We start from the raw sequence: 21,656 nt of genomic DNA on the forward strand, positions 1-21,656 counted from the left end.
CTGGGTGAGGGTGCCGGTCTTGTCGGAGCAGATGGTGGTGACCGAGCCCAGCGTCTCCACCGACGGCAGGCGGCGCACCAGCGCGTGCACGGCCACCATGCGGCGCGCGCCCAGCGCCAGCAGCACCGTGACCACGGCGGGCAGCGCCTCGGGGATGGCGGCCACGGCCAGGCTGATGGCGGTGAGCGCCATCAAAAGAGGCGATTCGCCGCGCAACACCCCCACGGCAAAAATCACGGTGCAGATGCCGATGACCGCCAGGGCCAGCCGCTTGCCAAAGGCGGCCAGGCGCAGTTGCAGCGGAGTACTGCGGTCTTCGCTGTCCAGGAGGCGCGCCACCTTGCCCAATTCGGTGTGCATGCCGATCGCCACCACCAGCCCGCGCGCGCGGCCATGGGTGGCGGTGGTGCCCTTGAAGGCCATGTTGGTGCGATCGCCCAGGGCGCTCGCCTCGCTTGCGGCCAGCGCATCTGTCTGTTTGGCCACGGTGACCGACTCGCCCGTGAGGGCCGATTCGTCCACCTGCAACTGGGCGATGTCGATCAGGCGCAGGTCGGCCGGAATCTGGTTGCCCGCCTCCAGCAGCACGATGTCGCCCGGCACCAGCACGCTGGCGGGCACCACCTGTACCTCGCCACCGCGCAGCACGGTGGCGCTGGCTGCGGCGAGCTGGCGCAGTGCGGCCATGGCCTGGTCGGCGCGCCAGGCCTGCACGAAGCCGATGACGGCGTTGAGCACCACGATGACCAGGATGACCAGCGTGTCGGTCATTTCGCCCATCGCGCCAGAGACGACCGCGGCACCCAGCAGCACCAGCACCATGAAGTCCTTGAACTGGTCGGCCACCAGCGCGAGGGTGCTGCGCCGCGCGTGGTCCTGCAGCTCGTTGGCACCGTGCTGCTGTGCGCGCTGGGTGGCTTCGTCGTCCTGCAGGCCGGTGCTGGGGTTGACCCGGTGCGCCTCGGCGAGCTCTTGGGCGTCACGCAGGTGGGCGTCGGCAGGGGAGGTGGTGTCGGTCGCCATGCGGTATTTCTGTGGAGGCAATGAACAGTGCCCAGAGGCTGGTGCGCGGCGCTGCGCATTCACCGGCGGGGGCGTGCCACCATAGCCCAAATGCATGGCAGATAGCGTGGCTTGAGCCGTTGCCTGGCTCCTTGGGGCGCTTTTTGCTTCAAAAAATATAGCTGCTCGCGCTTTGTGCGCAAGCGCAATAGCACGTTTTCATCAAAAAATGGCGCACCCCGGCGCTCTACCTCCGCGAGGGGGCAAGTGCGGCGCAGGGGCCGTTCAGGGTGCCTTCTGGGGCCGTGTCTTGTAGAAGGCCACGGGGGCCTCGGGAACCTGCTGCAGCACGGCCCGCTTGATCTTGCCCACCACATGCATCTCGCAGGGCTTGCAGTCGAAGCGCAGTGTCAGCTTTTCCTTGCCATTGATGAGTTGCAGCGGCTCGGCCCGGATGGTGCCTTGCACGCCTGTGACGCCCTTGGCCTGCTTGGGGCACAGGCTCATCGAGAAGCGCACGCAGTGCTTGGTGATCATGAGGCTGACTTCGCCTTCTTCCTCGTGGGCCTCGTAGGCCGCGGCGATCACCTTCACGCCGTGGCGCAGGTAGAAGTCGTGGGCCTTGTGGTTGAACACGTTGCCCAGGTAGCTCAGGGTGTCCTCGGGGTAGGCCACGGGCGGCTCGACCGGTGCGGCGCGCGGCAGGCGCACGAAGCCCTTGGCGCGTGACGCTTCCAGATCGTCCAGCGCTTCGCGGCGCAATGCGTTGAGCACCGAGGCGGGCACGAACCAGGGCTGCGAGAGCTGCAGCGCAATGTCGTTCACCGCGAAAATCGTGGTGCCAAAGCGGCCCAGCTGTTCGCGCAGCGTGGCTTCGGCGCGGGCGGCATCGGTAGCGCCCTGGTGGGCGTGCGCGATGCGCGCGCTGCCGGTGTAGCCGTCTTCGTCGGTCAGCGTGAGGGTGAAGCCGCCCGGCTGCTCGGACAGCTGCACCCACAGGCCGATGCGCCGGTCGCTCGACTTCTTTTCGAGCGTGCGCACCCAGTCCATGTCGCGGTTGCGGTTGATTTCGGTGCCCTTGCGCAGATCCTTGAACCCGTCCATGGGGTCTTTGGGAAACACGCGCCATTGCGTGGCGCTGCGCGGCGAGGCGGGTTCGGCGCGGTTGATGGCCAGGCCCACCAGCTCCTTGTGCAGGTCGTAGTAGCACAGGCCGTCGCCGTTGTGCAGCATGGTGGCGGGATCGCTCACTTCCAGCTCGACAAAATCCGCTCCCACCTTGATGACCCAGCCAATGGCCTGGCCGGGGTTCTTGGGCGTATCGAAGGCGCCGATGTCCTCCTTGCGGCCGTTGGCGAAGTAGTCGGTGAACTCGCGGTTGAAGTTCTGCAGCGGGTCGGGCGTGAACGTGAAGCGGGTGCGCCCGCTGGAGGCGCGGGCCAGCGGGGTGCCCGAGGTTTCGCGCTCTTCGAGGATTTCGTCGAGCAGCGTGCGGTAGTGGGCGGTGATGTTCTTCACGTAGCCCATGTCCTTGTAGCGGCCTTCGATCTTGAAACTGCGCACGCCGGCGTCGATGAGGGCGCGCAGGTTGTCGCTCTGGTTGTTGTCCTTCATGCTCAGCACGTGCTTGTCGTGCGCGATGAAGCGGCCCTGGGCATCGGTCACCTGGTAGGGCAGGCGGCAGGCCTGGCTGCAGTCGCCCCGGTTGGCGCTGCGGCCGGTTTGCGCGTGGCTGATGTTGCACTGGCCGCTGTAGGCCACGCACAGCGCGCCGTGGACGAAGAACTCGATGGTGGCGCGGCCGGGCGCGTCCACCGGCCCCAGGGCCTGGTGCACGGCGGCAATCTGTTGCACGGTGAGTTCGCGGGCCAGCACGATCTGCGACAGGCCGACGTCCTGCAGAAACCGTGCTTTTTCGGGCGTGCGGATGTCGGTTTGCGTGCTGGCGTGCAGCTGGATGGGGGGCAGATCGATCTCCAAGAGGCCCATGTCCTGGATGATGAGCGCGTCGGCCCCGGCTTCGTATACCTGCCAGGCCATGCGGCGCGCGGCTTCCAGCTCGTCGTCGCGCAGGATGGTGTTGAGCGTGATGAAGATGCGGCTGTTGAAGCGGTGGGCGTGCGCGATCAGGCGTTCCAGATCGCGGATATCGTTGCCCGCACCGGCCCGGGCGCCAAAGGCGGGGCCGCCGATGTACACGGCATCCGCGCCGTGGTTGACCGCCTCGATGCCGATCTGGGCATCGCGGGCAGGAGAGAGCAGTTCGATCTGGTGGGGCAGCAGGGACATCGGGCGATTATCCCAGCGCCTGCCTTGTAACGTGGGCGCGGGGGCATCCGCGCGGCGCGGCGCCCGGTGGCCCTGCATTAGGCAAATTAATGCGGCCAAAAATACTATGCTCTCTTACTAATGCGGTGACGCGGCACTGGCCCCGGCGTACCATGCGCAGTTGGCAGTTTTCCTGTGGAACTGCGCTTTTTTATCTTATTGATGGAGATTGAGCCGTGTTGTCTGATTCCCGCCTGCGTTTTTCCCTGCAACTGACGGCCGCCGCCGCACTGGCCGCGGCCTGTGGCGCCACCCTGGCCCAAGACGTGCAAACCGTGAAGATCGGCCACGCCGGCCCGATCTCGGGTGGCATCGCCCACATCGGCAAGGACACCGAGAACGGCGTGCGCATGGCCGTGGAAGACCTGAACACGCAGAACCTGGTGATCGGCGGCAAGAAGATCAAGTTCGTGCTCGCTGCAGAAGATGATGCGGGCGACCCCCGCCAGGCCACCGCCGTGGCGCAGAAGCTGTGCGACCAGAAGGTGGCCGGCGTGGTGGGCCACCTGCAGTCGGGCACCTCGATTCCCGCCTCTTCGGTGTATAACAAGTGCGATCTGCCGCACATCACGGCATCGGCCTCCAACCCCGACCTGACCAAGCCCGGCTACAAGACCTCGTTCCGCCTCATTGCCAACGACAATGCCCTGGGTGCTGCCCTGGCGCTGTTTGCGGCGGACCACCTCAAGCTCAAGACCGTGGCCATCATTGACGACCGCACGGCCTACGGCCAAGGCGTGGCCTCGGTGTTCAAGGCCACGGCCCTGCAAAAGGGCCTGAAGGTGGTGGGCGAGGAATTCACCAACGACAAGGCCACCGACTTCATGGCCATTCTCACGGCCATCAAGAACAAGAAGCCCGACGGCATCTTCTACGGCGGCCTGGATGCACAGGCGGGCCCCATGCTGCGCCAGATGGAGCAACTGGGCCTGGGCGAAGTGAAGTTCTTTGGCGGCGATGCGCTGTGCACGCCCAAGTTGCCCGAGCTGGCCAGCAAGTCGCCGGCCGTCAAGAACGTGACCTGCGCCACGGGCGGCGCATCGGTGGACAAGATGCAGGGCGGCTCCGAGTGGAAGAAGCGCTATGACGCGCAGTTCCCCGGCCAGTTCCAGATCTACAGCCCCTACGCCTACGACGCCGCCATGGTGCTGGTGGATGCCATGAAGCGTGCCAACTCGGTGGACCCCGTGGTGTATGGCCCCTTCCTGAGCAAGACCCAGTACAAGGGTGTGACGGCCAACATCAGCTTCACCTCCAAGGGTGAACTGGTGACGCCCGCAGTCACGCTTTACACCTACAAGGATGGCAGCCGCGTTGCGCTGAACTGATCCTGCCGGCATGCCATCAGGCAATCCGGCCGGCCCAGCGCTGCGCCGGGTGCCTGCAGGGCAGGCGTGCGCTCTGGGGCGGGCCACGGTTTTTTGCCACTACAGTTGGGCCCCATGTACCTGCCCCCCCAGTTCCATTCGAAAGACCCGGCCCATGCCCTTGCGCTGATGCGCGAGCATCCGCTGGCCAGCCTGGTGTCCACTGACGACGAAGGTTTTCCCTTCGTGACGCACCTGCCGCTGCATGTGCAGGAGCGCGGCGGCGCGCTGGTGCTGCTGGGCCATTGCGCCCGTCCCAACCCACACTGGCGCTACCTGCAGGCGCGGCCCCAGGCCCTTGTCACCTTCATGGGGCCCCATGCCTACCTTTCGCCCTCGGTCTACCCGGATCTCGCCCGGGTGCCGACGTGGAACTATCTGGCCGTGCACTGCCGTGCACAGGCCCGCCTGGTCGAGGAGCCCGCCGCCAAGGATGCGCTGCTCAAGCAGCTGATCGGCGACCACGAACCCCCTTACGCCACGCAGTGGCGCGGGCTGGGCGAGGCGTTCGCCCACAAGATGCTGGCAGGCATCGTGGCCTTTGAGCTGGAGGTGGTGGAGCTGGAGTGCAAGCTCAAGCTCAACCAGCACCGCAGCGAATCCCACGCCGCCATGTACGCGCAATACCGGCAGGGCAACCCCGACGCCCAGGGGCTGGCGCGATGGATGGAGCGGCTGGGCATGGTGCCCGCGCCCGCACACGATACGGAGGGCTGATACATGCGTGCTGTTTTTGGATTGGTGGGTTTGGTGGTGGCGCTGGCGATTGTGGGTGTCTTGGCCAGAAAGCAGCTGGCGGCTACCCGCGCGCCCGTGCCGTCGTTGCAGCAGCCGGCGACGGCAGGGGGCGCCAACCCTCCGGCATCGGCAGCCACAGGCACGGTGCGCGAGCAAAGCCAGCAGGTGCAGCAACAGGTCAAGCAGCAGGTCGAGGGCTTGATGCAGCAAGCCCGGCCCATGCCCGAAGACCCCCAGTAACTCCCGTTGGAAGAAAAATGGCCTCTTGCGCTCATTTAGCGGGCGCTGGTAGCTATTAGAAAAATAGCAGATGTCGCTGGAGCAGGACGAACACTGGATGCGCATGGCGCTTGCGCAGGCGCAGGCGGCCGCATTGGCCGGCGAGGTGCCGGTGGGTGCCGTCGTGGTCAAGGACGGGCAGGTGATCGCCACCGGCCGCAATGCCCCGGTGCAGAGCCACGACCCGACGGCGCATGCGGAAATCGTGGCGTTGCGGGCGGCCGCCGAGCAACTGGGCAACTACCGGCTCGATGGCTGCACGCTGTATGTCACGCTCGAGCCCTGCGCCATGTGCAGCGGCGCCATGTTGCATGCGCGTGTGCCGCGCGTGGTGTTTGGCGCGGTGGACCCCAAAACCGGCGCGGCGGGCTCGGTGCTCGACCTGTTCGGGTACACCGTGCTCAACCACCATACGCAGGTGCAGGGCGGGGTGCTGGCGCACGACTGCGGAGCGTTGCTGAGCACGTTCTTTCGCCAGCGGCGCGCCCAGCAGCGCAGCGAGGCGCAGGCCCGCCATCCCTTGCGTGACGACGCCCTGCGCACGCCGGACGCGGCCTTTGCCGATCTGCCCGATTACCCCTGGGCTGCGCATTTCATCAGCGACCTGCCCAGTCTGGCGGGTCTGCGCATGCACTATCTCGACGAGGGGCCTGCGCAGGCCCCGCGCACCTGGCTGTGCCTGCATGGCAACCCCACCTGGAGCTACCTCTATCGCCGGATGCTGCCGGTGTTTCTGGCTGCTGGTGATCGTGTGGTGGCGCCCGACCTGATCGGCTTTGGCAAGAGCGACAAGCCCAAGAAAGATGCCTTTCACCAGTTTGTATGGCACCGGCAGGTGTTGCTGGAGTTGGTCGAGCGCCTCGACCTGCGCAACGTCGTGCTGGTCGTCCAGGACTGGGGCGGCATCCTGGGCCTGACCCTGCCCATGGCCCTGTCCGAGCGGTTTGCGGGCCTGCTGGCCATGAACACCCTGCTGGCGACGGGGGATGCCCCGCTGCCACCGGGCTTCGTGCAATGGCGCGAAATGTGCACTCAAAAGCCGCTCTATGGCGTGGGGCGGTTGCTGGCGCGCGCCAATCCGCATTTGTGCGCTGCTGAGTGCGCTGCGTACGACGCGCCGTTCCCCGACCGCGGCTACCGTGCCGCGCTGCGTGCGTTTCCGCTGCGGGTGCCTGGTCAGCCCGATGCCGACGGGGCCGAGGTTTCGCGGGCCGCAAGCCACTTCTGGCAGCACGACTGGCAAGGGCGCAGCCTGATGTTCGTCGGCGCCCAGGACCCGGTACTGGGCCTGCCGGTGATGCAGTCGCTGCAGCGGGCCATCCGCGGCTGCCCGCCTCCCATCGTCCTGCCAGACGCGGGGCATTTCGTGCCCGAGCACGGCCAGGCCATTGCCGCGCGTGCTGTGGAATACTTCTCGTCCTGATCGCGCCCGCCGCCGAGCCGGCGCACCCCCATTCTTACGGAGCAGGCCGCTGCGTGGCCTGAATGCTTTGCCCCACCACCACGACCCGCTGCACTGCGAACACGACCACGGTCCCCAGCACATCTACATCTATTCGCCCGCCGGCGCCATTCGCGACAAGGCGGCCTTCAAGCGCGGCATCGCGCGCCTCAAGGCCCTGGGCCATGAGGTGGAGGTAGACCCCGACGCCCAGGCGGTGTACACGCGCTTTGCGGGCGACGACGCCACGCGTCTGGCGGCCATCCACCGCGCGGCCGCCAGTGGCGCCGATGTGGCGCTCATCACGCGCGGCGCCTACGGGCTCACGCGCATCCTGCCGGGCATCCGCTACAAGGCGGTGGCCAAGGCCATCGACGGCGGCATGAAGTTCGTGGGCCTGAGTGACTTCACGGCGTTCCAGAGTGCCGTGCTGGCGCAGACCGGGGCGGTGACCTGGGCGGGCCCCGGCCTGATCGGCGACCTGGGGGTCGAGGGCGAGCCCGATGACATCATGCTGGCCTGCTTTGATGATCTGCTGACGGGCCACGGTGAGGGCGCCGGCTGGCGCATGGCGCGAGAAAAGCCGCTGGCCGATGGGCGGCCTGCGGTGCCCGATTTGTACGTGAAAAACGCCACGCTGTGGGGCGGCAACCTGGCCGTGCTGACGGGCCTGGTGGGCACACCTTACCTGCCCCAGGTGCGTGGTGGCATTCTTTTCGTGGAGGACGTGGGCGAGCACCCGTACCGCATCGAACGCATGCTGACGCAACTGCTGCACGCAGGCATTCTGGCGCAGCAAAAGGCTGTGGTGCTGGGCCAGTTCACCAACTACAAGCTCGCGCCCCACGACAAGGGATTCAAGCTGCAGTCGGTGGTGGACTGGCTGCGCACCCAGATCAAGGCGCCGGTGCTGACCAACCTTCCCTTCGGCCATGTCGCGACCAAGGTCGTGCTGCCGGTGGGTGCCAAGGTGTCGCTGTCGGTGGAAGGGCGCGATGCCCTGCTGTACTGGGGCCATGCACACTGAGGCGTGGCGCAGCCAGCGGCGCGCCGCCGTGTCAGGTGGCGGGGCGCTTGGGTGCGCCGCCCAGCGCGCGGGGCAGCAGCCCCTGGAACAGCAGGGTCAGACGTGACAGGGTTGCGTTGGCTACCCGTTCTCCGCGCAGGGGCAGAAGGGTGGTGCGCAGGTCGCTGCGCAGGTACCACAGGGCCTCGATGTCGCCGGCATACCTCAACCGCATGTGCATTCGTGCCACTTCACCGCCGGTCAGGCCGGCCAGCGATGCAATCATGGCTTGGCGCACTTCTTCGAGTCCTTGGTTGCGCACCCACGCGGTCGAGGCGGGCGCGTCGCGGCCGAGAAGGCCCTGCAGGCTGCTGCGAAGATTGGGCTTGCTCCAACGCATGAAGGAAATGCAAACGGGTTGCGAGTGGCTGGGCTGGTCAAGTTACGCGGGAGCAAGGCGGCGCACAAGTGGCGTGCTCCTGTTTTTGCATAAAGACAACACGGTGCTCCCCGTTTTTGCCAACTTTGTCGATGATGGAGGCTTTCGGTTCCGGTCGGCGCTGGCGCCCGGCGGCGCTATTCTTGTGGGCCGCTCCATGTTTGCCGCATGTACTTGGTTTGTGCCCTGCGCGCCGTCGGCGTCCCTATTTTTCATGAAAGCCTGTGCCCATGAGTGTTCTATCAACGGTCGTGTTTGCGGACATTTCAGGCAGCACCTCGTTGTACGAAACCCTGGGCAATGAGCGGGCCACCGCAGCCATCACCCAGCTCACCCACTGGATTTGCGAGACCGTCGAAGAGCACCAGGGGCGGGTGGTGAAAACACTTGGCGATGGCGTGCTGGGGGTCTTCGCAGACGCCGCCTGCGCCATTGCCGCCACGGCAGCGATGTTGCGGGGCCACGACGACCGCTTGAGCCACAGCGCCCAGGCGCGGCGCATGGACATCCGCGTGGGCGTGGCCAGTGGCGAAGTTGTGGACGTCGATGGCGACTGCTATGGCGAGGCTGTGAACGTGGCTTCGCGCCTGTGCGAGCGTGCCGGGCCTGCAGAGATCTGGGCCACGGAAGCGGCGGTGCTGCTCGCGGGCGCCACGGCGGAGGTCTGGTACCGCAAGCTGGGGATGATGGAGATTCGCGGCAAGGCGGAGATGCTGGTGCTTTACCAGGTCGAATGGCGCGAAGACGAAGAACCCGATTCGCAGACCATGCAGGCCACGCTGCCCGGCCCCGCACTCAGGGGCGACACGGTGCTGGGGCAGATCCAGTTTTCCTGGCCGGGCAGCGAGCTGTCGTTCACCTCTGCCGACGGGCCGGTGCATGTGGGGCGGGCAACGAAAGCGCGGATGTGCATCAACGATCCGCGGGTTTCGCGTCTGCATGCGCGCATTGACTGGCGCAACGGTGGTTTCGTGCTGACCGACATGAGCAGCTTCGGCACCTGGGTGCGGTTTGGCGACAGTGAAACCCCCGTGCAGTTGCGCCGTGACGCGTGCATGTTGCACGGAGCAGGCCAGATCGCACTGGGGGTTCCGTTCCAGGAAGCGAGCGCCACGGTGCTGCATTTCCAGGTGAGCGGGGGCGGCGCGCAAACGGCCTGACAGTATCCTCGCCGCCGCAAGGTTTTGCAGCGGCGGTCCATAGCCCATGGCCCAGCGCTGGCTTGGTGCCTTCAGGGCGTGGCTTGCGCAATCAGGGGTTTGCCCGGTCGGGTCCGGTAGCCCATCACCATCAATTCAAGGAGACAGACGCCATGGCGTGGGTAAGGAATGCAATCGTTGCGCTGGTGGCGCTGGCCTTGTTGGCAGGGGCGGCGTTGGCCGTGTATGTGCAGCGGACATTTCCTGCAATGGATGGCCGTATCCAGGTGGAAGGTCTGCGCGAGGGCGTGCGCGTGCAGCGCGATGCGGCCGACGTAACGCACATCCAGGCGCAGTCGCCACAGGATGCGTGGTTTGCCATGGGGTACGTTCATGCGCAAGAGCGCTCCTGGCAACTCGAATTCAACCGCCGCGTGATGCACGGTGAGCTGTCCGAGGTGTTCGGGCCCGCCACGCTCGAGACCGACAAACTGATGCGCGCGCTCGACATCATGGGCAGTGCGCGCCGCCAGTACGCCGGGCTGCCGGCCTACGCGCGCGAAGCGTTGCAGGCGTATAGCAGGGGCATCCATGCCTTCCATGCCAGGCGCCCGCAGGTCCTGCCGCCAGAGTTCGTGGTGCTGGGCGTGAAGCCGGGTGGTGCGAGCGGAGCGGTCTGGGAGCCCGAGGACAGCGTGGCCTGGGCCCTGATGATGGCGCTGGACCTGGGCGGCAACTGGGGCAACGAATTTGCCCGGCTTTCGGTGGCGCGCACGCTCGACACCGAGCGGCTGTGGCAGCTGATGCCACCCTATCCGGGCGAGCCGCCGGCGGCATCGGCCGATCTGGCCGCGCTGTACCGTCAACTCGGGGTCTACCGCGATGCCATCGCGGCCACGGGCGCTGAAGGGGGCGGCGGCAGCGCCAGCAAGCCCGCGTCCGTTGCCGCCAGTGCGCGCGCCGGGCGGGCTTCTGTCGCGCCAGATCAGCCAAGGCATGCTGGCCTGGGCGGATGAACTTGCGCAGGACGCAGGCAGCCCGCACGGCAAGGGCAGCAACAACTGGGTGCTGTCGGGGTCGCGCACGGTCAGCGGCAAACCATTGCTGGCCAACGACCCGCACCTGGGCCTCAGTGCACCTGCCATCTGGTATTTCGCGCGGCTGCAGGCGCCGGCAGGCGTGGCCGCCGACGGCAGCCCCATCGCGGCCACCGACGTGATCGGCGCCACCTTGCCGGGCCTGCCCTTCGTGGTGCTGGGGCGCACCGCGGGCGTGGCCTGGGGTTTCACCAACACCGGCCCGGATGTGCAGGACCTGTATCTGGAGCAGATCCATCCGGCCGACCCCACGCAATACCGCACCCCCGAGGGCTGGCGGCCCTTTGCGTTGCGCAGCGAAACCATCCGCGTCAAGGGCCAGCCCGACCTGACGCTGCAGTTGCGCGCCACCCGCCATGGCCCGGTGCTGAGCGACGTGCAGAAGTCGCATGCCGAGGTGCTGGACTTGCGCAAGTACGTGCTCGCGCTGCGCTGGAGCGCGCTCGATGCCGACAACCAGACCGTAGTGGCGGGCCTGCTGACCAACCAGGCCCAATCGGTGGACACGCTGCTGGCGGCGATGGAACACTACCACTCGCCCATGCAGAGCGTCGTCGCTGCCGACGTGCAGGGCCGCATCGGCTTCAAGGCCATGGGCAGGGTGCCCCTGCGCCACGCGGCCAACGACATTCGCGGCGTAGCACCCTCGCCGGGGTGGGACGCACGCTACGACTGGCAAGGCTGGCTGTCGCTCGGCGATGCCCCCGCGGATGACGGCGGCAGTGGCTGGGTGGCCACCGCCAACCAGCGCGTCACGGCGCCTGGCTACCCGCACTACCTCACGCAGGACTGGGTGCTGCCTTACCGCTACGACCGCATTGCCCAGCTCATCGAGGCCAAGCCCCGCCACGACATGGCCAGCATGCAGGCCATCCAGGCCGACTCCCTGTCGCTGGCTGCGCAGCGGCTGCTGCCCCATGTGCGCAAGGCCAACGCGCAGCACCCGCTGGCGCAGGCCGCGCAGGTTCTGCTGAAGGACTTCGACGGCGTGATGGACGCTGGCCGACCGGCTCCGCTGGTGTTGGCCGCCTGGGCCGACGAAATGGTGCGGGGCGTGATCGCGCCGCGCGTGGGCGAAGCCAGCTTCAAGGCCACCTACGGCAAGCGCGACTACCGCGCCGCCCTGGAGGGTATCCTGGAGCGCGACGATGCCTGGTGGTGCCAGCCGCTGTCGTGCGCCGAGCAGTCGGCGGCCGGGCTGGTGCGTGCGCTCGACCGTCTGCAGGCTGCTTACGGAGCCGATCCCACACGCTGGCGCTGGGGCGAAGCCCACCCGGCGCTCAGCAGCCACCGGCCGCTGGGCAACGTGGCCCTGCTGGCGCCATATTTCGACGTGAGCGTGCCATCGCCCGGCGACGCCTATACCGTGAATGTGGGCCAGTACAACGCAGGCGACGCCCGGGGCCCGTTCGTGAACCGCCATGCCGCGTCGCTGCGCGCGGTGTACGACCTGGCCGATCCCGAAAACTCGCGCTTCATCTACCAGACCGGCCAGAGCGGGCTCGTCTTCTCACCACGCTACCGCGACATGCGCACGGCGTGGGTGGGGGGCGGTTACCGCAGCTTGCAGCAAAACCCGGCACGCATGCGGCACGACCTTCAATTGGTGGCTGCGCCCTGAAGCGTCGCGGTGCGTGGTCGCGCGCTGCCTTTGCGGGCGCAGGGGCAGGCGCCATGCGCTGGCGCGGTGTCTGCTGCCCCTCAGGGTTGCCCACGCGGCATCCATTGCCCGGTCTTCCATTTTTTTGTGCCAAATAGGCCTGTAGCGCTTTACGGGTAAGTGCTGGCTGCTACAAATATTGAAGCGAACGGGTCCGTGTCGGGCAGGATGTAGACCACGCCGCCGGCCATGCCGAGCCCCGGGGCGATCCACTGGTTGTAGAAGGCCTCGGGCACATTGATGCAGCCGTAGCTGATGCGCCTGTCCTGCACCCGGCTGCTGGCCAGGCGCTGCAAGCGCCGCTCGGCCGCGTTGGCGTTGCGCACGCGGTGCAGCGAGACGGCGGCGTCGTAGTCGATCCATACGATCTCTTCGCCATGCAGGTTGCGGCCCGGCTCGGCCGCAAAACGGCCTGCGGGGGTGGTGCGTTCGGCCGGGCGTATCCGGGCCAGTGGGCGCTCGCCGATGCCGGGCACGGAGTGGTCGCCATGTGCCGCGCCCAGCAACACCGGGGTGCTGCCCATCCAGTGGGCTTGCGCCGAGAAAACGTGGATGCGGGCGGCGGGCTTGTCCACTACGGCAAACGGCCTGCCCTGGTGGTCACCGGTGCCGGTGATCCAGCGCAAGAGCTGGCGGGCATGGGGGCCTGCATCGGGGGGGAGAGTTGCAGGGTCCCCTGCCAGCGCAGGTACGGCGGCCAGGGCGAGCAATGCGCCCATGCCGCTGATCAGGGCTCGGCGGCCGGCCGCGGGGGCAGGGTGGCTGTCCATGGTGGATGACATCGTAGCCCTTCGGGCTGGCGTTGTTTCGACCAATAATGCGCCATCCGCGATTTATGGGCCCTGACCGCCATGTTCGACCGCCTTCGCAAAGCCTTTGCCACGCCTGCGGGCTTGGGCACTACACCATCCACTACCGGCCAGCCCGTCTCCAGCCAGGACGTGGCCCGCTGGGCTGCCCAGCAACGGATTGCCATGGTGGCCCACGCGCAAGATGGCCATTTCGACCTGGGCGGCGATCTGGGGGGGCACCCTTGGCGCCTGGAAAGCGGCCCACCCACCCGGCCCTATGTGCAAGGCCTGGAGCTGCGCGGGCGCGCTGATGTGGGGGCCGATCCCGACGCTGCCGTGATGGTGTTGAACCGGCCGCTGCGCGAGGCGCTGGAGCGGCACGTGTACTCGTCCATCACCGACTCGCTGCGCACCTCGGTGGATGCGCACATGCCCGAAGAGATGCGCTGGCTAGCCATGTACGAAGAGGTGAAATGGCCCGAGCTTCCGGCGTCGTTTCGCCGCCATTTCGCCGTGGTGGCCGAATGCGCCGAGCACGCCCAGCGGTGGGTGCATGCACCTCTCGTGTCGCAGTTGCTCAATGCGGTCGAAGAAGCGGCTGATGGACCGTCCGCGCACTCGCCGCTGATCGTGATGCTGGTGCGTGGCAAGGTCTACCTGCGTGCGGAACACCGCCGCAGCAGTCTGGCGGAAACGGCCAACGCCACCGGGATTTTGCTGGCCGCCGCCCAGGCAGCCCTGCAGAACCTGCCATCACCACCACCCACCGTGCCTGCGCCATGATGGCCCTGCAGCACAGTGGCGTGAAAGCGGCGGCTTGTCACGTTCAGGACCATGCCTGAAAGCCTTACCGCAGTGCCGGAGGCAGCGCTGCGGCACTAGAAAACTGGACTTCTCAGGGCCCGCGCCCTTCCCGGGGGGAGGGCGAAACCCCCTTTTGCGCATCGCGGCCCAGGGGCTGGGCTCCTGCCTACCAAACGAACCGCTTTACCGCGCGCATGAAAAAAAGGCGCCAATGAGGCGCCCTGGACTTGCCGTTCGGCACCTGCGCGGTGCCGCCGGCTCAACTGCCACGCGTCACGGGCACCGGGGCATCCTTGCCGTAGGCGTTGTACTTGCCCAGCTCCCACTTGGCGATGGCGTTGCGGTGCACTTCGTCCGGGCCGTCGGCAAAGCGCAGCGTGCGGGCGTTGGCGTAGCCGTAGGCCAGCGGAAAATCGTCGCTCACGCCGCCGCCGCCATGCACCTGGATGGCCCAGTCGATCACCTGGCAGGCCATGCTGGGGGCCACGACCTTGATCATGGCGATCTCGGTCTTGGCGACCTTGTTGCCAGCCACGTCCATCATCCAGGCGGCCTTGAGGGTCAGCAGGCGGGCCATGTCGATCTTGCAGCGGGCTTCGGCGATGCGCTCCTGCGTCACGGTCTGCTGGGCCACGGTCTTGCCGAAGGCCACGCGCGAAGAGGCACGCTTGCACATGTACTCGAGCGCGCGCTCGGCCTGGCCGATGAGGCGCATGCAGTGGTGGATGCGGCCAGGGCCAAGGCGGCCTTGCGCGATTTCGAAGCCGCGGCCCTCGCCCAGCAGGATGTTGGAGACGGGCACGCGCACGTTCTCGAACGTCATCTCGACGTGGCCGTGGGGCGCATCGTCGTAGCCGAACACGTTGAGCGGACGCACGATGGTGACGCCCTTGGTGTCGGCGGGCACCAGCACCATGCTTTGCTGCGAATGCTTGGGGGCTTCGGGGTCGGTCTTGCCCATGGTCACGAACACGGCGCAGCGTGGATCGGCGGCGCCAGAGATCCACCACTTGCGGCCGTTGATCACGTATTCGTCGCCCTGGCGCTCGATGCGCGTCTCGATGTTGGTGGCGTCGCTTGAGGCCACGGCGGGCTCGGTCATCGCGAAGGCCGAGCGGATCTTGCCTTCGAGCAAGGGCTTGAGCCAGCGGGCCTTGTTGGCTTCATCGCCGTAGCGTGCGATTGTTTCCATGTTGCCCGTGTCGGGTGCCGAGCAGTTGAACACCTCGCTGGCCCAGATCACGCGGCCCATGATTTCGGCCAGGGGGGCATATTCCTGGTTGGTGAGGCCTGCACCTTCGTACCCCGAGGCGGCTGCGCTGTCCACCGGCAGGAACAGGTTCCAGAGGCCGGCGGCCTGGGCCTTGGGCTTGAGCTTTTCGATGGTGTTCAGCGCGCTCCAGCGCTTGCCAGCCGCAGTGTTGGCCGCGAGTTCAGCGGCGTATTCTCCCTCGGCAGGGTAGATGTGCTCGTCCATGAACTGGATCAGCTTGGTCTGCAGTTCCTTGGTTTTGGGGGAGTAGTCAAAGTCCATGGGGTTCTCCGTGAAAAATCGGTGGGGTGCGGCCGGCTTCAGCCGCGCTGCGCAAAGGCCCAGGCCAGTTGGGCCATGGGGCGTGCGCCTTCGCCCGAGGCCTTGGCCTGGGCGCTGGAGGCAGTGCCGGCCTCCACCCGCTTGGCAATGCCTTGCAGGATGGCGGCGATGCGGAACATGTTGTAGGCCATGTAGAAGTTCCAGTCGGCACGCAGGGCCTCGGGCGTGGTGATGCCCGTGCGCTCGCAGTACTGGCGGATGTAGTCGTCTTCGCTGGGAATGCCCAGGCTGGGCAGGTCCAGTCCGCCGATACCGCGGAACGTGCCCGTGGGGATGTTCCAGGCCATGCAGTGGTAGCTGAAGTCGGCCAGCGGGTGGCCCAGGGTGGAGAGTTCCCAATCCAGCACGGCAATCACGCGCGGCTCGGTGGGGTGGAACATCAGGTTGTCGAGCCGGTAGTCGCCGTGCACGATGGAGACCTTGCTTTCGTCGCGGGCGCTGGCGGGCATGTGCGCGGGCAGCCATTCCATTAGGCGGTCCATCTCTTCGATGGGCTGGGTGACGGAGGCCACATATTGCTTGCTCCAGCGGCCGATCTGGCGCTCGAAGTAATTGCCGGGTTTGCCATAGCCGGCCAGACCCCGATCGGCAAACTTCACGGTGTGCAGCGCCGCGATCACGCGGTTCATCTCGTTGTAGATGGCGCCGCGCTCGGCGGGCGTCATGCCGGGCAGGGATTGGTCCCACAGCACGCGGCCCTGCATGCACTCCATCACGTAGAACGCGCGGCCGATGACGGATTCGTCTTCGCACAGCACGTGCATGCGCGGCACGGGCACATCCGTACCGTGCAGGCCGCGCATCACCGCAAACTCGCGTTCGATGGCGTGGGCCGAGGGCAGCAGCTTGGCCACGGGGCCGGGCTTGGCGCGCATCACGTAGCTGGCGCCCGGAGTGATGAGTTTGTAGGTGGGGTTGGATTGCCCGCCCTTGAACATCTCGACGGTCATGGGGCCGGCAAAGCCTTCCATGTTGCGGGCCAGCCAGGCGGTCAGGGTGGCGATGTCGAACGCATGCTGCTCGGAAACGGGGCGCGTGCCGACGAAATGCTCAAAGTTGCTCATCTTGGGATGGAAGAAGGTTCACGCCCGGGCGTGCGGGCAGGCTGGGCCGCGGGACGGCGGCACAGGGGGCAATAACAAGCAGTGCCAAGAGGCGGCTGCGTATCAGGAATCGGTCTCGGCAATGCGCATCAGGGCTTCGCGGTCGCGCACCACCAGGCCACCCGGTTCGATGCGGATGGCGTCCTCGCGCTCCATGGCCTTCAGTTCCTGGTTCACGCGCTGGCGGGATGCCCCCAGCAGTTGGGCGAGCTCTTCCTGCGCCAGTTGCAGGCCGATGCGCATCTCGTTGCCATCCGACAGGCTTGGAATGCCATAGCTGCGCACCAAGTGCACGAGCTGCTTGGCCAGCCGGGCGCGCAGGGGCAGGGTGTTGAGGTCTTCCACCAGACCGTACAGCTGGCGAATGCGCCGCGCATGCAGGCGCAGCATGGCCTCGTAGAACTCGGTGTGCGCCGCGAGGATCTTCTTGAAATCGGCCTTGGCCACGCACAGGATGGTGGTGTCGCCGTGCGCATAGGCATCGTGGGTGCGCCGGTCGCCGTCGAAGATCGCCACATCGCCAAACCAGATGCCAGGCTCCACATAGGTGAGCGTGATCTGCTTGCCGGAGATGGAGGTGGAGCTCACCCGCACCGCGCCGCGTGCGCACGCAATCCACTCCTCGGGCGGGTCGCCGCGGGCGGCGATCAGGCCGCCATCCTTGAAGCGTTTGACGTAGGCACATCGCAGGATGTCGTGTCGCAGGGATGGTGAGAGGGATGAAAACCAGCGACCGGAGTTGATCGCTTCACGTTCTTCGATAGTAAGAATCGGGTCGTCCATGGCCTGTCTTTTGGGTGACTAGAAACAGGCCCATTGTCGCGTGAGGGACGGGCCCCGGCGGTCAGGGTTGTCACCTGCGTGTCTGCTGCCCACGTGAAAGAGAAAGTCCCCGAAACCATGCGGGCTGCAGGGGGGGGCTGCGGTAGGGATGGCGCGGATAGCGTAGCTCAGGGTCCGCTCACGCCATTTCTGCCCAATGCGTTGCGATGCGGAAGGGCCCGGCGGGAGGCGGCCAACGAAGGGGCGGCGCCTGCGAAGTGAGGGTGACGCGGCAGGCGGCTCTTTTGTTTCGCAACCTGAAGGGAAGGCCGCCAAGCCGCGCCACGCGTCGTTGCGCTCCTGGCCCAGGCTACGAGCCCTGACGCCGGCGCACGCTTGGCGTGGCGTGGCACGGTGGATCTTCTCCGTTGCGGAGATCGTGAGAACCGGCCTCAGTCGTAGCGCGGTGTGCGCTTGCCCAGAAACGCCGTGATGCCCTCTCCGGCGTTCGGATGGTGCAGGTTCTTCACGAAGTGGTTCCGTTCGCTGGCCAGATGGGCGGGCAATGCGTGGTGCGGGGCTTCGTTCAGCAAGTCCTTGATGCTGGAGAGCACGTTGGGCGCGCGTGCGTTGAGTTGCTCTGCAAGCGCCAGCGCCGCACTCAAAGCGCTGCCGGGTTCGGCAAGGCGGTTGATCACACCCAAGGCATGCAGGCGGTCGGCGGCAATGCGTTCTCCGCACATGAGTATCTCGGTGGCCAGAGCGCGCGGCAGCGCATGTGCCAGGCTCCAGCTGGCGCCGCCGTCAGGCGAGAGCGCCACGTTGCTGTACGCCATCACGAAGACGGCATTGCGGGCCGCCACCACCATGTCGCAAGCCAGGGCCAGCGAAAACCCCGCTCCCGTCGCAGCGCCCTCGACCGCCGCGATGACGGGCTTGGGGTAGGTGCGGATGGTCTCTATCCAGCTGTGCAGGCCTTCGATGCTCTGCACCTGGATCTGCGGGTCGGCCTGTCGGTTGGCTTGCAGCCGCAGCAGGTTGCCGCCCGAGCAGAACGTTCCATCGGCGCCGGTGATAACGACGCTGCGCACCTCGGCGCTGGTCTCGGCCACATTGAGCGCCTCGATGCCGGCGGCATATATGGCCGGGTCGATGGCGTTGCGCAGCTCGGGGTTGTTGAGGGTGAGGACCAGGGTCTGGCCCTCGCGGCTGGCTTGGAGTTGTGCGGGCATGTGCGGCTCGTACAGTGGGCGGGGTTCAGTGCTCTTCTTCGTGCGCAAGGCTCAGGCCGATCGCCCCGCGCCGGCGCAACCAGGGGCTTGGGCGATAGCGCGGGTCGCCATACACGGTCTGCATGTTGAACAGCACTTCGAGCATGTTCGTGGGCCCCCAGCGGTCACCCATGGCCAGGGGGCCGAGCGGGTAGCCCAGTCCCAGGGTGACGGCGGTCTCCAGGTCGCGCGGACTGCAGATGCGCTGCTGGCAGATGTCGCTGGCAATGTTGACGATGGTGGCCACCACCCGCTGGGTGACGAAGCCGCCACTATCGCGGATCACGCTCACCGCCTTGCCGTCGCGGACGAAGAGCGCATGCGCGGCCTGGCGGATGTCGACGCGTGTGGCAGGGTTGGTGGCCAGCACGCGGCGTCGTGTTGCGGCATCGTCGATCAGCATGTCGATGCCGATGGTGCGGGCAGGGTCGAGCCGCTCCACGACGGCTACGGTGGTGATGTCAAAGCCCAGAGGGGCCACCAGCGTGATCGCCGACTGCGATGGTGAGGCGCCGGTTTCGATGGTTGCGCCCAGGTCCTTGAGCAATTGATAGAGCTCAGCCCGCCGCGCTGCGCGGGGTGACACCCAGACCGGGGGAATGCTGGCCACGGACGGCGCTGCAGGCTCGGCCGTGACCTGGGCCACGCCGTCGTCGTAGCGGTAGAAGCCTTCACCCACCTTCTTGCCCAGCAGTCCACCTGCCAGGCGCTGTGCGGTGATGACGCTGGGGCGAAAACGCGGCTCTTCGTAATACTGGTGGTAGATCGACTCCATCACCGGGTGCGACACGTCGAGCGCCGTCAGGTCCATGAGTTCGAAGGGCCCGAGCTTGAACCCCACCTGGTCGCGCAGGATGCGGTCGACGGTGGCGAAATCGGCCACCCCCTCGCTCACGACGCGCAACGCTTCGGTGCCAAAGCCGCGACCCGCATGGTTCACGATGAAGCCCGGGGTGTCCTGCGCGTGCACCGCGGTGTGTCCCATCTGCTGCGCATAGGTGGCCAGGGCCTGGCCTACGGCTGGGTCCGTCTTGAGCCCGGCGACCACTTCCACCACCTTCATCAAGGGAACAGGATTGAAGAAGTGAAATCCTGCCAGCCGCTCGGGGCGGTGCAGCTTCGCCGCGATGGCGGTGACCGCGAGCGATGATGTGTTGGTGGCCAGCACGGCGTGCGCCGCGACCTCGGCCTCAAGTTCGGCGAACAGCGCTTGCTTGGCGTCCAGCCGTTCGACAATGGCTTCAACAACCAGGTCACAGCTAGCCAGGTCCGCGATGGCGGCGACGGGTTCGAGCAGGCTGCTCCACGCCAGGGCTTGTTCGCTGGCGATGCGGCCCTTGTCCTGCTGGCGTTGCCATTGGGCCTGGATGCTCTGGCGCGCGGCCTGGGCGGCGCCCGGTTGCAGGTCTAGAAGAAGAACCCGACTGCCCGCCTGGGCTGCTATCTGGGCAATGCCGCGCCCCATGGCGCCTGTGCCCACAATGCCTACGAGAGGAAACTGATTTTTCATGGCGGCATTATGGCTGTGGCGCTTCAGCGCACTTGTGTGCCAGAATCTAGACAGCAAAAAGTGAAATTGTTGTGAAAATACGTAACACCATTGTAGGAATCGGCTGCTGGATGGTTGTTGGCGGTGCCACAGCCATTTCGCTGGGCCAAAGCCGTGGAATGGTGGTTCTCGGCGGCCCGGTCGACCTCGCCTTCGATGTGCAGCCCGACCCTGGGGTAGAGCTTGCGTCGTCCTGTATCACCGCGGACGTGGTCTTTGGCGATTCGCCAGTTTCGGAAGGCCGGGTGCGCGTGTCGCCCCTGCCCGAACTGCCAGGACGATCGCCTGCGGTGCGCGTGCAGGTGGCTGGCGCCGTGAATGAGCCCGTGATCTCGGTGCGGCTTTCAGCGGGCTGCGACGGAAAGATCACGCGCACCTACACCTTTTTGCCTGACCCGCCGTTGGCACATGTCCAAGGCCGCCTGGTCAACATTGAACCGTTGGCGCTGGCCCCTGCGGCTACGGTGGGAGAAGGCAGCGCCGGGGTCAGGCAGCGGCCGCCCAGCGGCTGCGCGCCGGCGCACGCCGGCGGCCAGCCCCCCTGCTGATCCGGTTAATGCTTCCACGCCTGTGGCATCGCGGCCGCAGGTTTCCAGCCCGGTCGCTCGCACCGCACCCCCACGGCCACCCCGGGTGGTGGCTCGCAAGACGCCGGAGCGGGAGGAGCGCCAGGCCAAGGCGCCCGCGCCGCCTACTCCAGCGCCAGAGCGCTCACGGCTTGTGATGGAGCCGCTCAATGTCATTGCCGAGCCTGCTGGGGCTTTGCGTCCTTCGGCCGACTTGGGGGCCGTGCCTGCACAGGTGCCAGCTTCGCAGCGGCAAGAGGCCGCCGCAGCCTGGAAGGCATTGAATGCGCCCCCGGAGGCTGCCCAGCGAGATGAAGAGCGGGTGCGCGCCCTCGAGGGTGAAATGGCCGCGCTGCGCGCCAAGTCCACGGCCGAGCGCACGTCGGTGGTGGAACTGCAAAAGCGCCTTGAATTGATCGAAAGCCAGCGGTTTTCGGCCGGCTTGGTCTATGCGCTGATGGGCCTGCTGGCACTCGCCCTGGCGATGTTGGCCTGGGTCTGGACCCGTGCGCGCCGCGATTCACGGGTGGCCATCCAGGCGTGGCGTGACTCGGTGGCGCTGAGTGCAGAGCATGCAGAGGCGCATGGTTACGCGTCCCATCACCTCGTGCCCCATCCCCACGATACGTGGGCGCCCGAAGACTCGGCCCCTTTCACTGCAGACGCCGCCGCCCGCACCGCCGAGGCCGCGGTTGACGCACCGGTGCCCATGGCCGCGCC

Annotated in this window: 19 protein-coding genes and 1 pseudogene; 11 read left to right on the top strand and 9 right to left on the bottom strand. The window is 66.9% G+C overall.

Going from position 1 to position 21,656, the window contains the following annotated elements; all coding sequences use genetic code 11:
- Together ACDELDRAFT_RS08785 and ACDELDRAFT_RS08790 are read right to left on the bottom strand one after the other, a co-directional pair.
- Nucleotides 1-1,023 (bottom strand): HAD-IC family P-type ATPase (locus tag ACDELDRAFT_RS08785; protein ID WP_005795660.1); only part of this gene is annotated, 1,023 nt, incomplete at its 3' end.
- Between the two features lie 264 nt (nucleotides 1,024-1,287).
- A complete protein-coding gene (locus ACDELDRAFT_RS08790) occupies nucleotides 1,288-3,291 on the bottom strand; it encodes a peptidase U32 family protein (protein WP_005795662.1) in 2,004 nt (667 codons plus the stop codon).
- 215 nt (nucleotides 3,292-3,506) lie between these two features.
- Here ACDELDRAFT_RS08790 and ACDELDRAFT_RS08795 point away from each other — a divergent pair, with 215 nt between their 5' ends.
- From ACDELDRAFT_RS08795 to ACDELDRAFT_RS08815, 5 genes are all read left to right on the top strand, one after another.
- Nucleotides 3,507-4,658, top strand: a complete 1,152-nt coding sequence (locus ACDELDRAFT_RS08795; protein ID WP_005795664.1) for a branched-chain amino acid ABC transporter substrate-binding protein — start codon at nucleotides 3,507-3,509, stop codon at nucleotides 4,656-4,658.
- A 114-nt stretch (nucleotides 4,659-4,772) separates the two neighbouring features.
- Complete coding sequence (locus ACDELDRAFT_RS08800; protein ID WP_005795665.1) at nucleotides 4,773-5,414, top strand: FMN-binding negative transcriptional regulator; 642 nt, start codon at nucleotides 4,773-4,775, stop codon at nucleotides 5,412-5,414.
- 3 nt (nucleotides 5,415-5,417) lie between these two features.
- Nucleotides 5,418-5,675: a hypothetical protein gene (locus tag ACDELDRAFT_RS08805; RefSeq protein ID WP_005795666.1), complete on the top strand. Its 258-nt coding sequence runs from the start codon at nucleotides 5,418-5,420 to the stop codon at nucleotides 5,673-5,675.
- 70 nt (nucleotides 5,676-5,745) lie between these two features.
- Complete coding sequence (tadA, locus tag ACDELDRAFT_RS08810) at nucleotides 5,746-7,137, top strand: tRNA adenosine(34) deaminase TadA (RefSeq protein ID WP_040328573.1); 1,392 nt, start codon at nucleotides 5,746-5,748, stop codon at nucleotides 7,135-7,137.
- Nucleotides 7,138-7,204: 67 nt separating this feature from the next.
- The gene (locus tag ACDELDRAFT_RS08815; RefSeq protein ID WP_005795668.1) at nucleotides 7,205-8,182 is read left to right on the top strand and encodes an LD-carboxypeptidase; all 978 of its coding nucleotides are present in this window, start codon (nucleotides 7,205-7,207) and stop codon (nucleotides 8,180-8,182) included.
- Nucleotides 8,183-8,213: 31 nt separating this feature from the next.
- On the opposite strand, the gene ACDELDRAFT_RS08820 is transcribed toward ACDELDRAFT_RS08815, so the two are convergent.
- On the bottom strand, nucleotides 8,214-8,561 hold the full coding sequence (locus ACDELDRAFT_RS08820; protein WP_005795669.1) for a hypothetical protein: 348 nt from the start codon (nucleotides 8,559-8,561) through the stop codon (nucleotides 8,214-8,216).
- Nucleotides 8,562-8,830: 269 nt separating this feature from the next.
- On the opposite strand from ACDELDRAFT_RS08820, the gene ACDELDRAFT_RS08825 reads away from it, so the two are divergent.
- The 3 genes from ACDELDRAFT_RS08825 (at nucleotide 8,831) to ACDELDRAFT_RS08830 (ending at nucleotide 12,457) form a co-directional block, all read left to right on the top strand.
- Nucleotides 8,831-9,760 carry an adenylate/guanylate cyclase domain-containing protein gene (locus ACDELDRAFT_RS08825; RefSeq protein WP_005795671.1) on the top strand — a complete coding sequence of 310 codons (930 nt, stop codon included), beginning with the start codon at nucleotides 8,831-8,833 and terminating at the stop codon, nucleotides 9,758-9,760.
- Nucleotides 9,761-9,912: 152 nt separating this feature from the next.
- Nucleotides 9,913-10,755, top strand: a complete 843-nt coding sequence (locus ACDELDRAFT_RS25985; protein ID WP_005795673.1) for a penicillin acylase family protein — start codon at nucleotides 9,913-9,915, stop codon at nucleotides 10,753-10,755.
- Nucleotides 10,736-12,457 (top strand): penicillin acylase family protein, encoded by a 1,722-nt coding sequence (locus ACDELDRAFT_RS08830; RefSeq protein ID WP_005795675.1) that lies wholly within the window; start codon nucleotides 10,736-10,738, stop codon nucleotides 12,455-12,457. Before ACDELDRAFT_RS25985 ends, ACDELDRAFT_RS08830 begins: the two co-directional genes overlap by 20 nt.
- Before the next feature lie 149 nt (nucleotides 12,458-12,606).
- Here the strand turns inward: ACDELDRAFT_RS08830 and ACDELDRAFT_RS08835 are convergent, their stop codons facing one another.
- Nucleotides 12,607-13,266: a hypothetical protein gene (locus ACDELDRAFT_RS08835; protein ID WP_040328579.1), complete on the bottom strand. Its 660-nt coding sequence runs from the start codon at nucleotides 13,264-13,266 to the stop codon at nucleotides 12,607-12,609.
- Between the two features lie 81 nt (nucleotides 13,267-13,347).
- Between ACDELDRAFT_RS08835 and ACDELDRAFT_RS08840 the strand changes: the two genes are divergently transcribed.
- Nucleotides 13,348-14,070: a hypothetical protein gene (locus ACDELDRAFT_RS08840; RefSeq protein WP_005795678.1), complete on the top strand. Its 723-nt coding sequence runs from the start codon at nucleotides 13,348-13,350 to the stop codon at nucleotides 14,068-14,070.
- 280 nt (nucleotides 14,071-14,350) lie between these two features.
- Here ACDELDRAFT_RS08840 and ACDELDRAFT_RS08845 read toward each other — a convergent pair whose 3' ends face one another.
- From ACDELDRAFT_RS08845 to ACDELDRAFT_RS08865, 5 genes are all read right to left on the bottom strand, one after another.
- Nucleotides 14,351-15,625, bottom strand: a complete 1,275-nt coding sequence (locus ACDELDRAFT_RS08845) for an acyl-CoA dehydrogenase family protein (RefSeq protein ID WP_005795680.1) — start codon at nucleotides 15,623-15,625, stop codon at nucleotides 14,351-14,353.
- 38 nt (nucleotides 15,626-15,663) lie between these two features.
- A complete protein-coding gene (locus ACDELDRAFT_RS08850) occupies nucleotides 15,664-16,749 on the bottom strand; it encodes a phosphotransferase (RefSeq protein ID WP_005795682.1) in 1,086 nt (361 codons plus the stop codon).
- Nucleotides 16,750-16,851: 102 nt separating this feature from the next.
- Complete coding sequence (locus ACDELDRAFT_RS08855; protein ID WP_005795684.1) at nucleotides 16,852-17,571, bottom strand: Crp/Fnr family transcriptional regulator; 720 nt, start codon at nucleotides 17,569-17,571, stop codon at nucleotides 16,852-16,854.
- Nucleotides 17,572-18,002: 431 nt separating this feature from the next.
- A complete protein-coding gene (locus tag ACDELDRAFT_RS08860) occupies nucleotides 18,003-18,782 on the bottom strand; it encodes an oxepin-CoA hydrolase, alternative type (protein WP_005795685.1) in 780 nt (259 codons plus the stop codon).
- A 25-nt stretch (nucleotides 18,783-18,807) separates the two neighbouring features.
- On the bottom strand, nucleotides 18,808-20,331 hold the full coding sequence (locus tag ACDELDRAFT_RS08865; protein ID WP_005795689.1) for a 3-hydroxyacyl-CoA dehydrogenase: 1,524 nt from the start codon (nucleotides 20,329-20,331) through the stop codon (nucleotides 18,808-18,810).
- Nucleotides 20,332-20,489: 158 nt separating this feature from the next.
- Here ACDELDRAFT_RS08865 and ACDELDRAFT_RS23615 point away from each other — a divergent pair, with 158 nt between their 5' ends.
- The gene (locus tag ACDELDRAFT_RS23615; RefSeq protein ID WP_157764909.1) at nucleotides 20,490-20,918 is read left to right on the top strand and encodes a hypothetical protein; all 429 of its coding nucleotides are present in this window, start codon (nucleotides 20,490-20,492) and stop codon (nucleotides 20,916-20,918) included.
- Nucleotides 20,919-21,003: 85 nt separating this feature from the next.
- Nucleotides 21,004-21,656 (top strand): annotated as a pseudogene (locus ACDELDRAFT_RS23620) (hypothetical protein); the annotation flags it as partial.

Origin of the sequence: Acidovorax delafieldii 2AN (assembly GCF_000175235.1) — a bacterium.
GTDB classification, from domain to species: Bacteria; Pseudomonadota; Gammaproteobacteria; order Burkholderiales; family Burkholderiaceae_C; genus Acidovorax; species Acidovorax delafieldii_B.

Bases quoted from the DNA above. Each gene is read 5' to 3' on its own strand.
- ACDELDRAFT_RS08825 (WP_005795671.1), top strand. From the start codon at position 8,831: ATGAGTGTTCTATCAACGGTCGTGTTTGCGGACATTTCAGGCAGCACC.
- ACDELDRAFT_RS23615 (WP_157764909.1), top strand. From the start codon at position 20,490: ATGGTGGTTCTCGGCGGCCCGGTCGACCTCGCCTTCGATGTGCAGCCC.
- ACDELDRAFT_RS08840 (WP_005795678.1), top strand. From the start codon at position 13,348: ATGTTCGACCGCCTTCGCAAAGCCTTTGCCACGCCTGCGGGCTTGGGC.
- ACDELDRAFT_RS08855 (WP_005795684.1), bottom strand. From the start codon at position 17,571: ATGGACGACCCGATTCTTACTATCGAAGAACGTGAAGCGATCAACTCC.
- ACDELDRAFT_RS08790 (WP_005795662.1), bottom strand. From the start codon at position 3,291: ATGTCCCTGCTGCCCCACCAGATCGAACTGCTCTCTCCTGCCCGCGAT.
- ACDELDRAFT_RS08860 (WP_005795685.1), bottom strand. From the start codon at position 18,782: ATGCCCGCACAACTCCAAGCCAGCCGCGAGGGCCAGACCCTGGTCCTC.
- ACDELDRAFT_RS25985 (WP_005795673.1), top strand. From the start codon at position 9,913: ATGGCGTGGGTAAGGAATGCAATCGTTGCGCTGGTGGCGCTGGCCTTG.
- ACDELDRAFT_RS08850 (WP_005795682.1), bottom strand. From the start codon at position 16,749: ATGAGCAACTTTGAGCATTTCGTCGGCACGCGCCCCGTTTCCGAGCAG.
- ACDELDRAFT_RS08805 (WP_005795666.1), top strand. From the start codon at position 5,418: ATGCGTGCTGTTTTTGGATTGGTGGGTTTGGTGGTGGCGCTGGCGATT.
- ACDELDRAFT_RS08865 (WP_005795689.1), bottom strand. From the start codon at position 20,331: ATGAAAAATCAGTTTCCTCTCGTAGGCATTGTGGGCACAGGCGCCATG.
- ACDELDRAFT_RS08830 (WP_005795675.1), top strand. From the start codon at position 10,736: ATGCTGGCCTGGGCGGATGAACTTGCGCAGGACGCAGGCAGCCCGCAC.
- ACDELDRAFT_RS08845 (WP_005795680.1), bottom strand. From the start codon at position 15,625: ATGGACTTTGACTACTCCCCCAAAACCAAGGAACTGCAGACCAAGCTG.
- tadA (WP_040328573.1), top strand. From the start codon at position 5,746: ATGTCGCTGGAGCAGGACGAACACTGGATGCGCATGGCGCTTGCGCAG.
- ACDELDRAFT_RS08835 (WP_040328579.1), bottom strand. From the start codon at position 13,266: ATGGACAGCCACCCTGCCCCCGCGGCCGGCCGCCGAGCCCTGATCAGC.
- ACDELDRAFT_RS08800 (WP_005795665.1), top strand. From the start codon at position 4,773: ATGTACCTGCCCCCCCAGTTCCATTCGAAAGACCCGGCCCATGCCCTT.
- ACDELDRAFT_RS08820 (WP_005795669.1), bottom strand. From the start codon at position 8,561: ATGCGTTGGAGCAAGCCCAATCTTCGCAGCAGCCTGCAGGGCCTTCTC.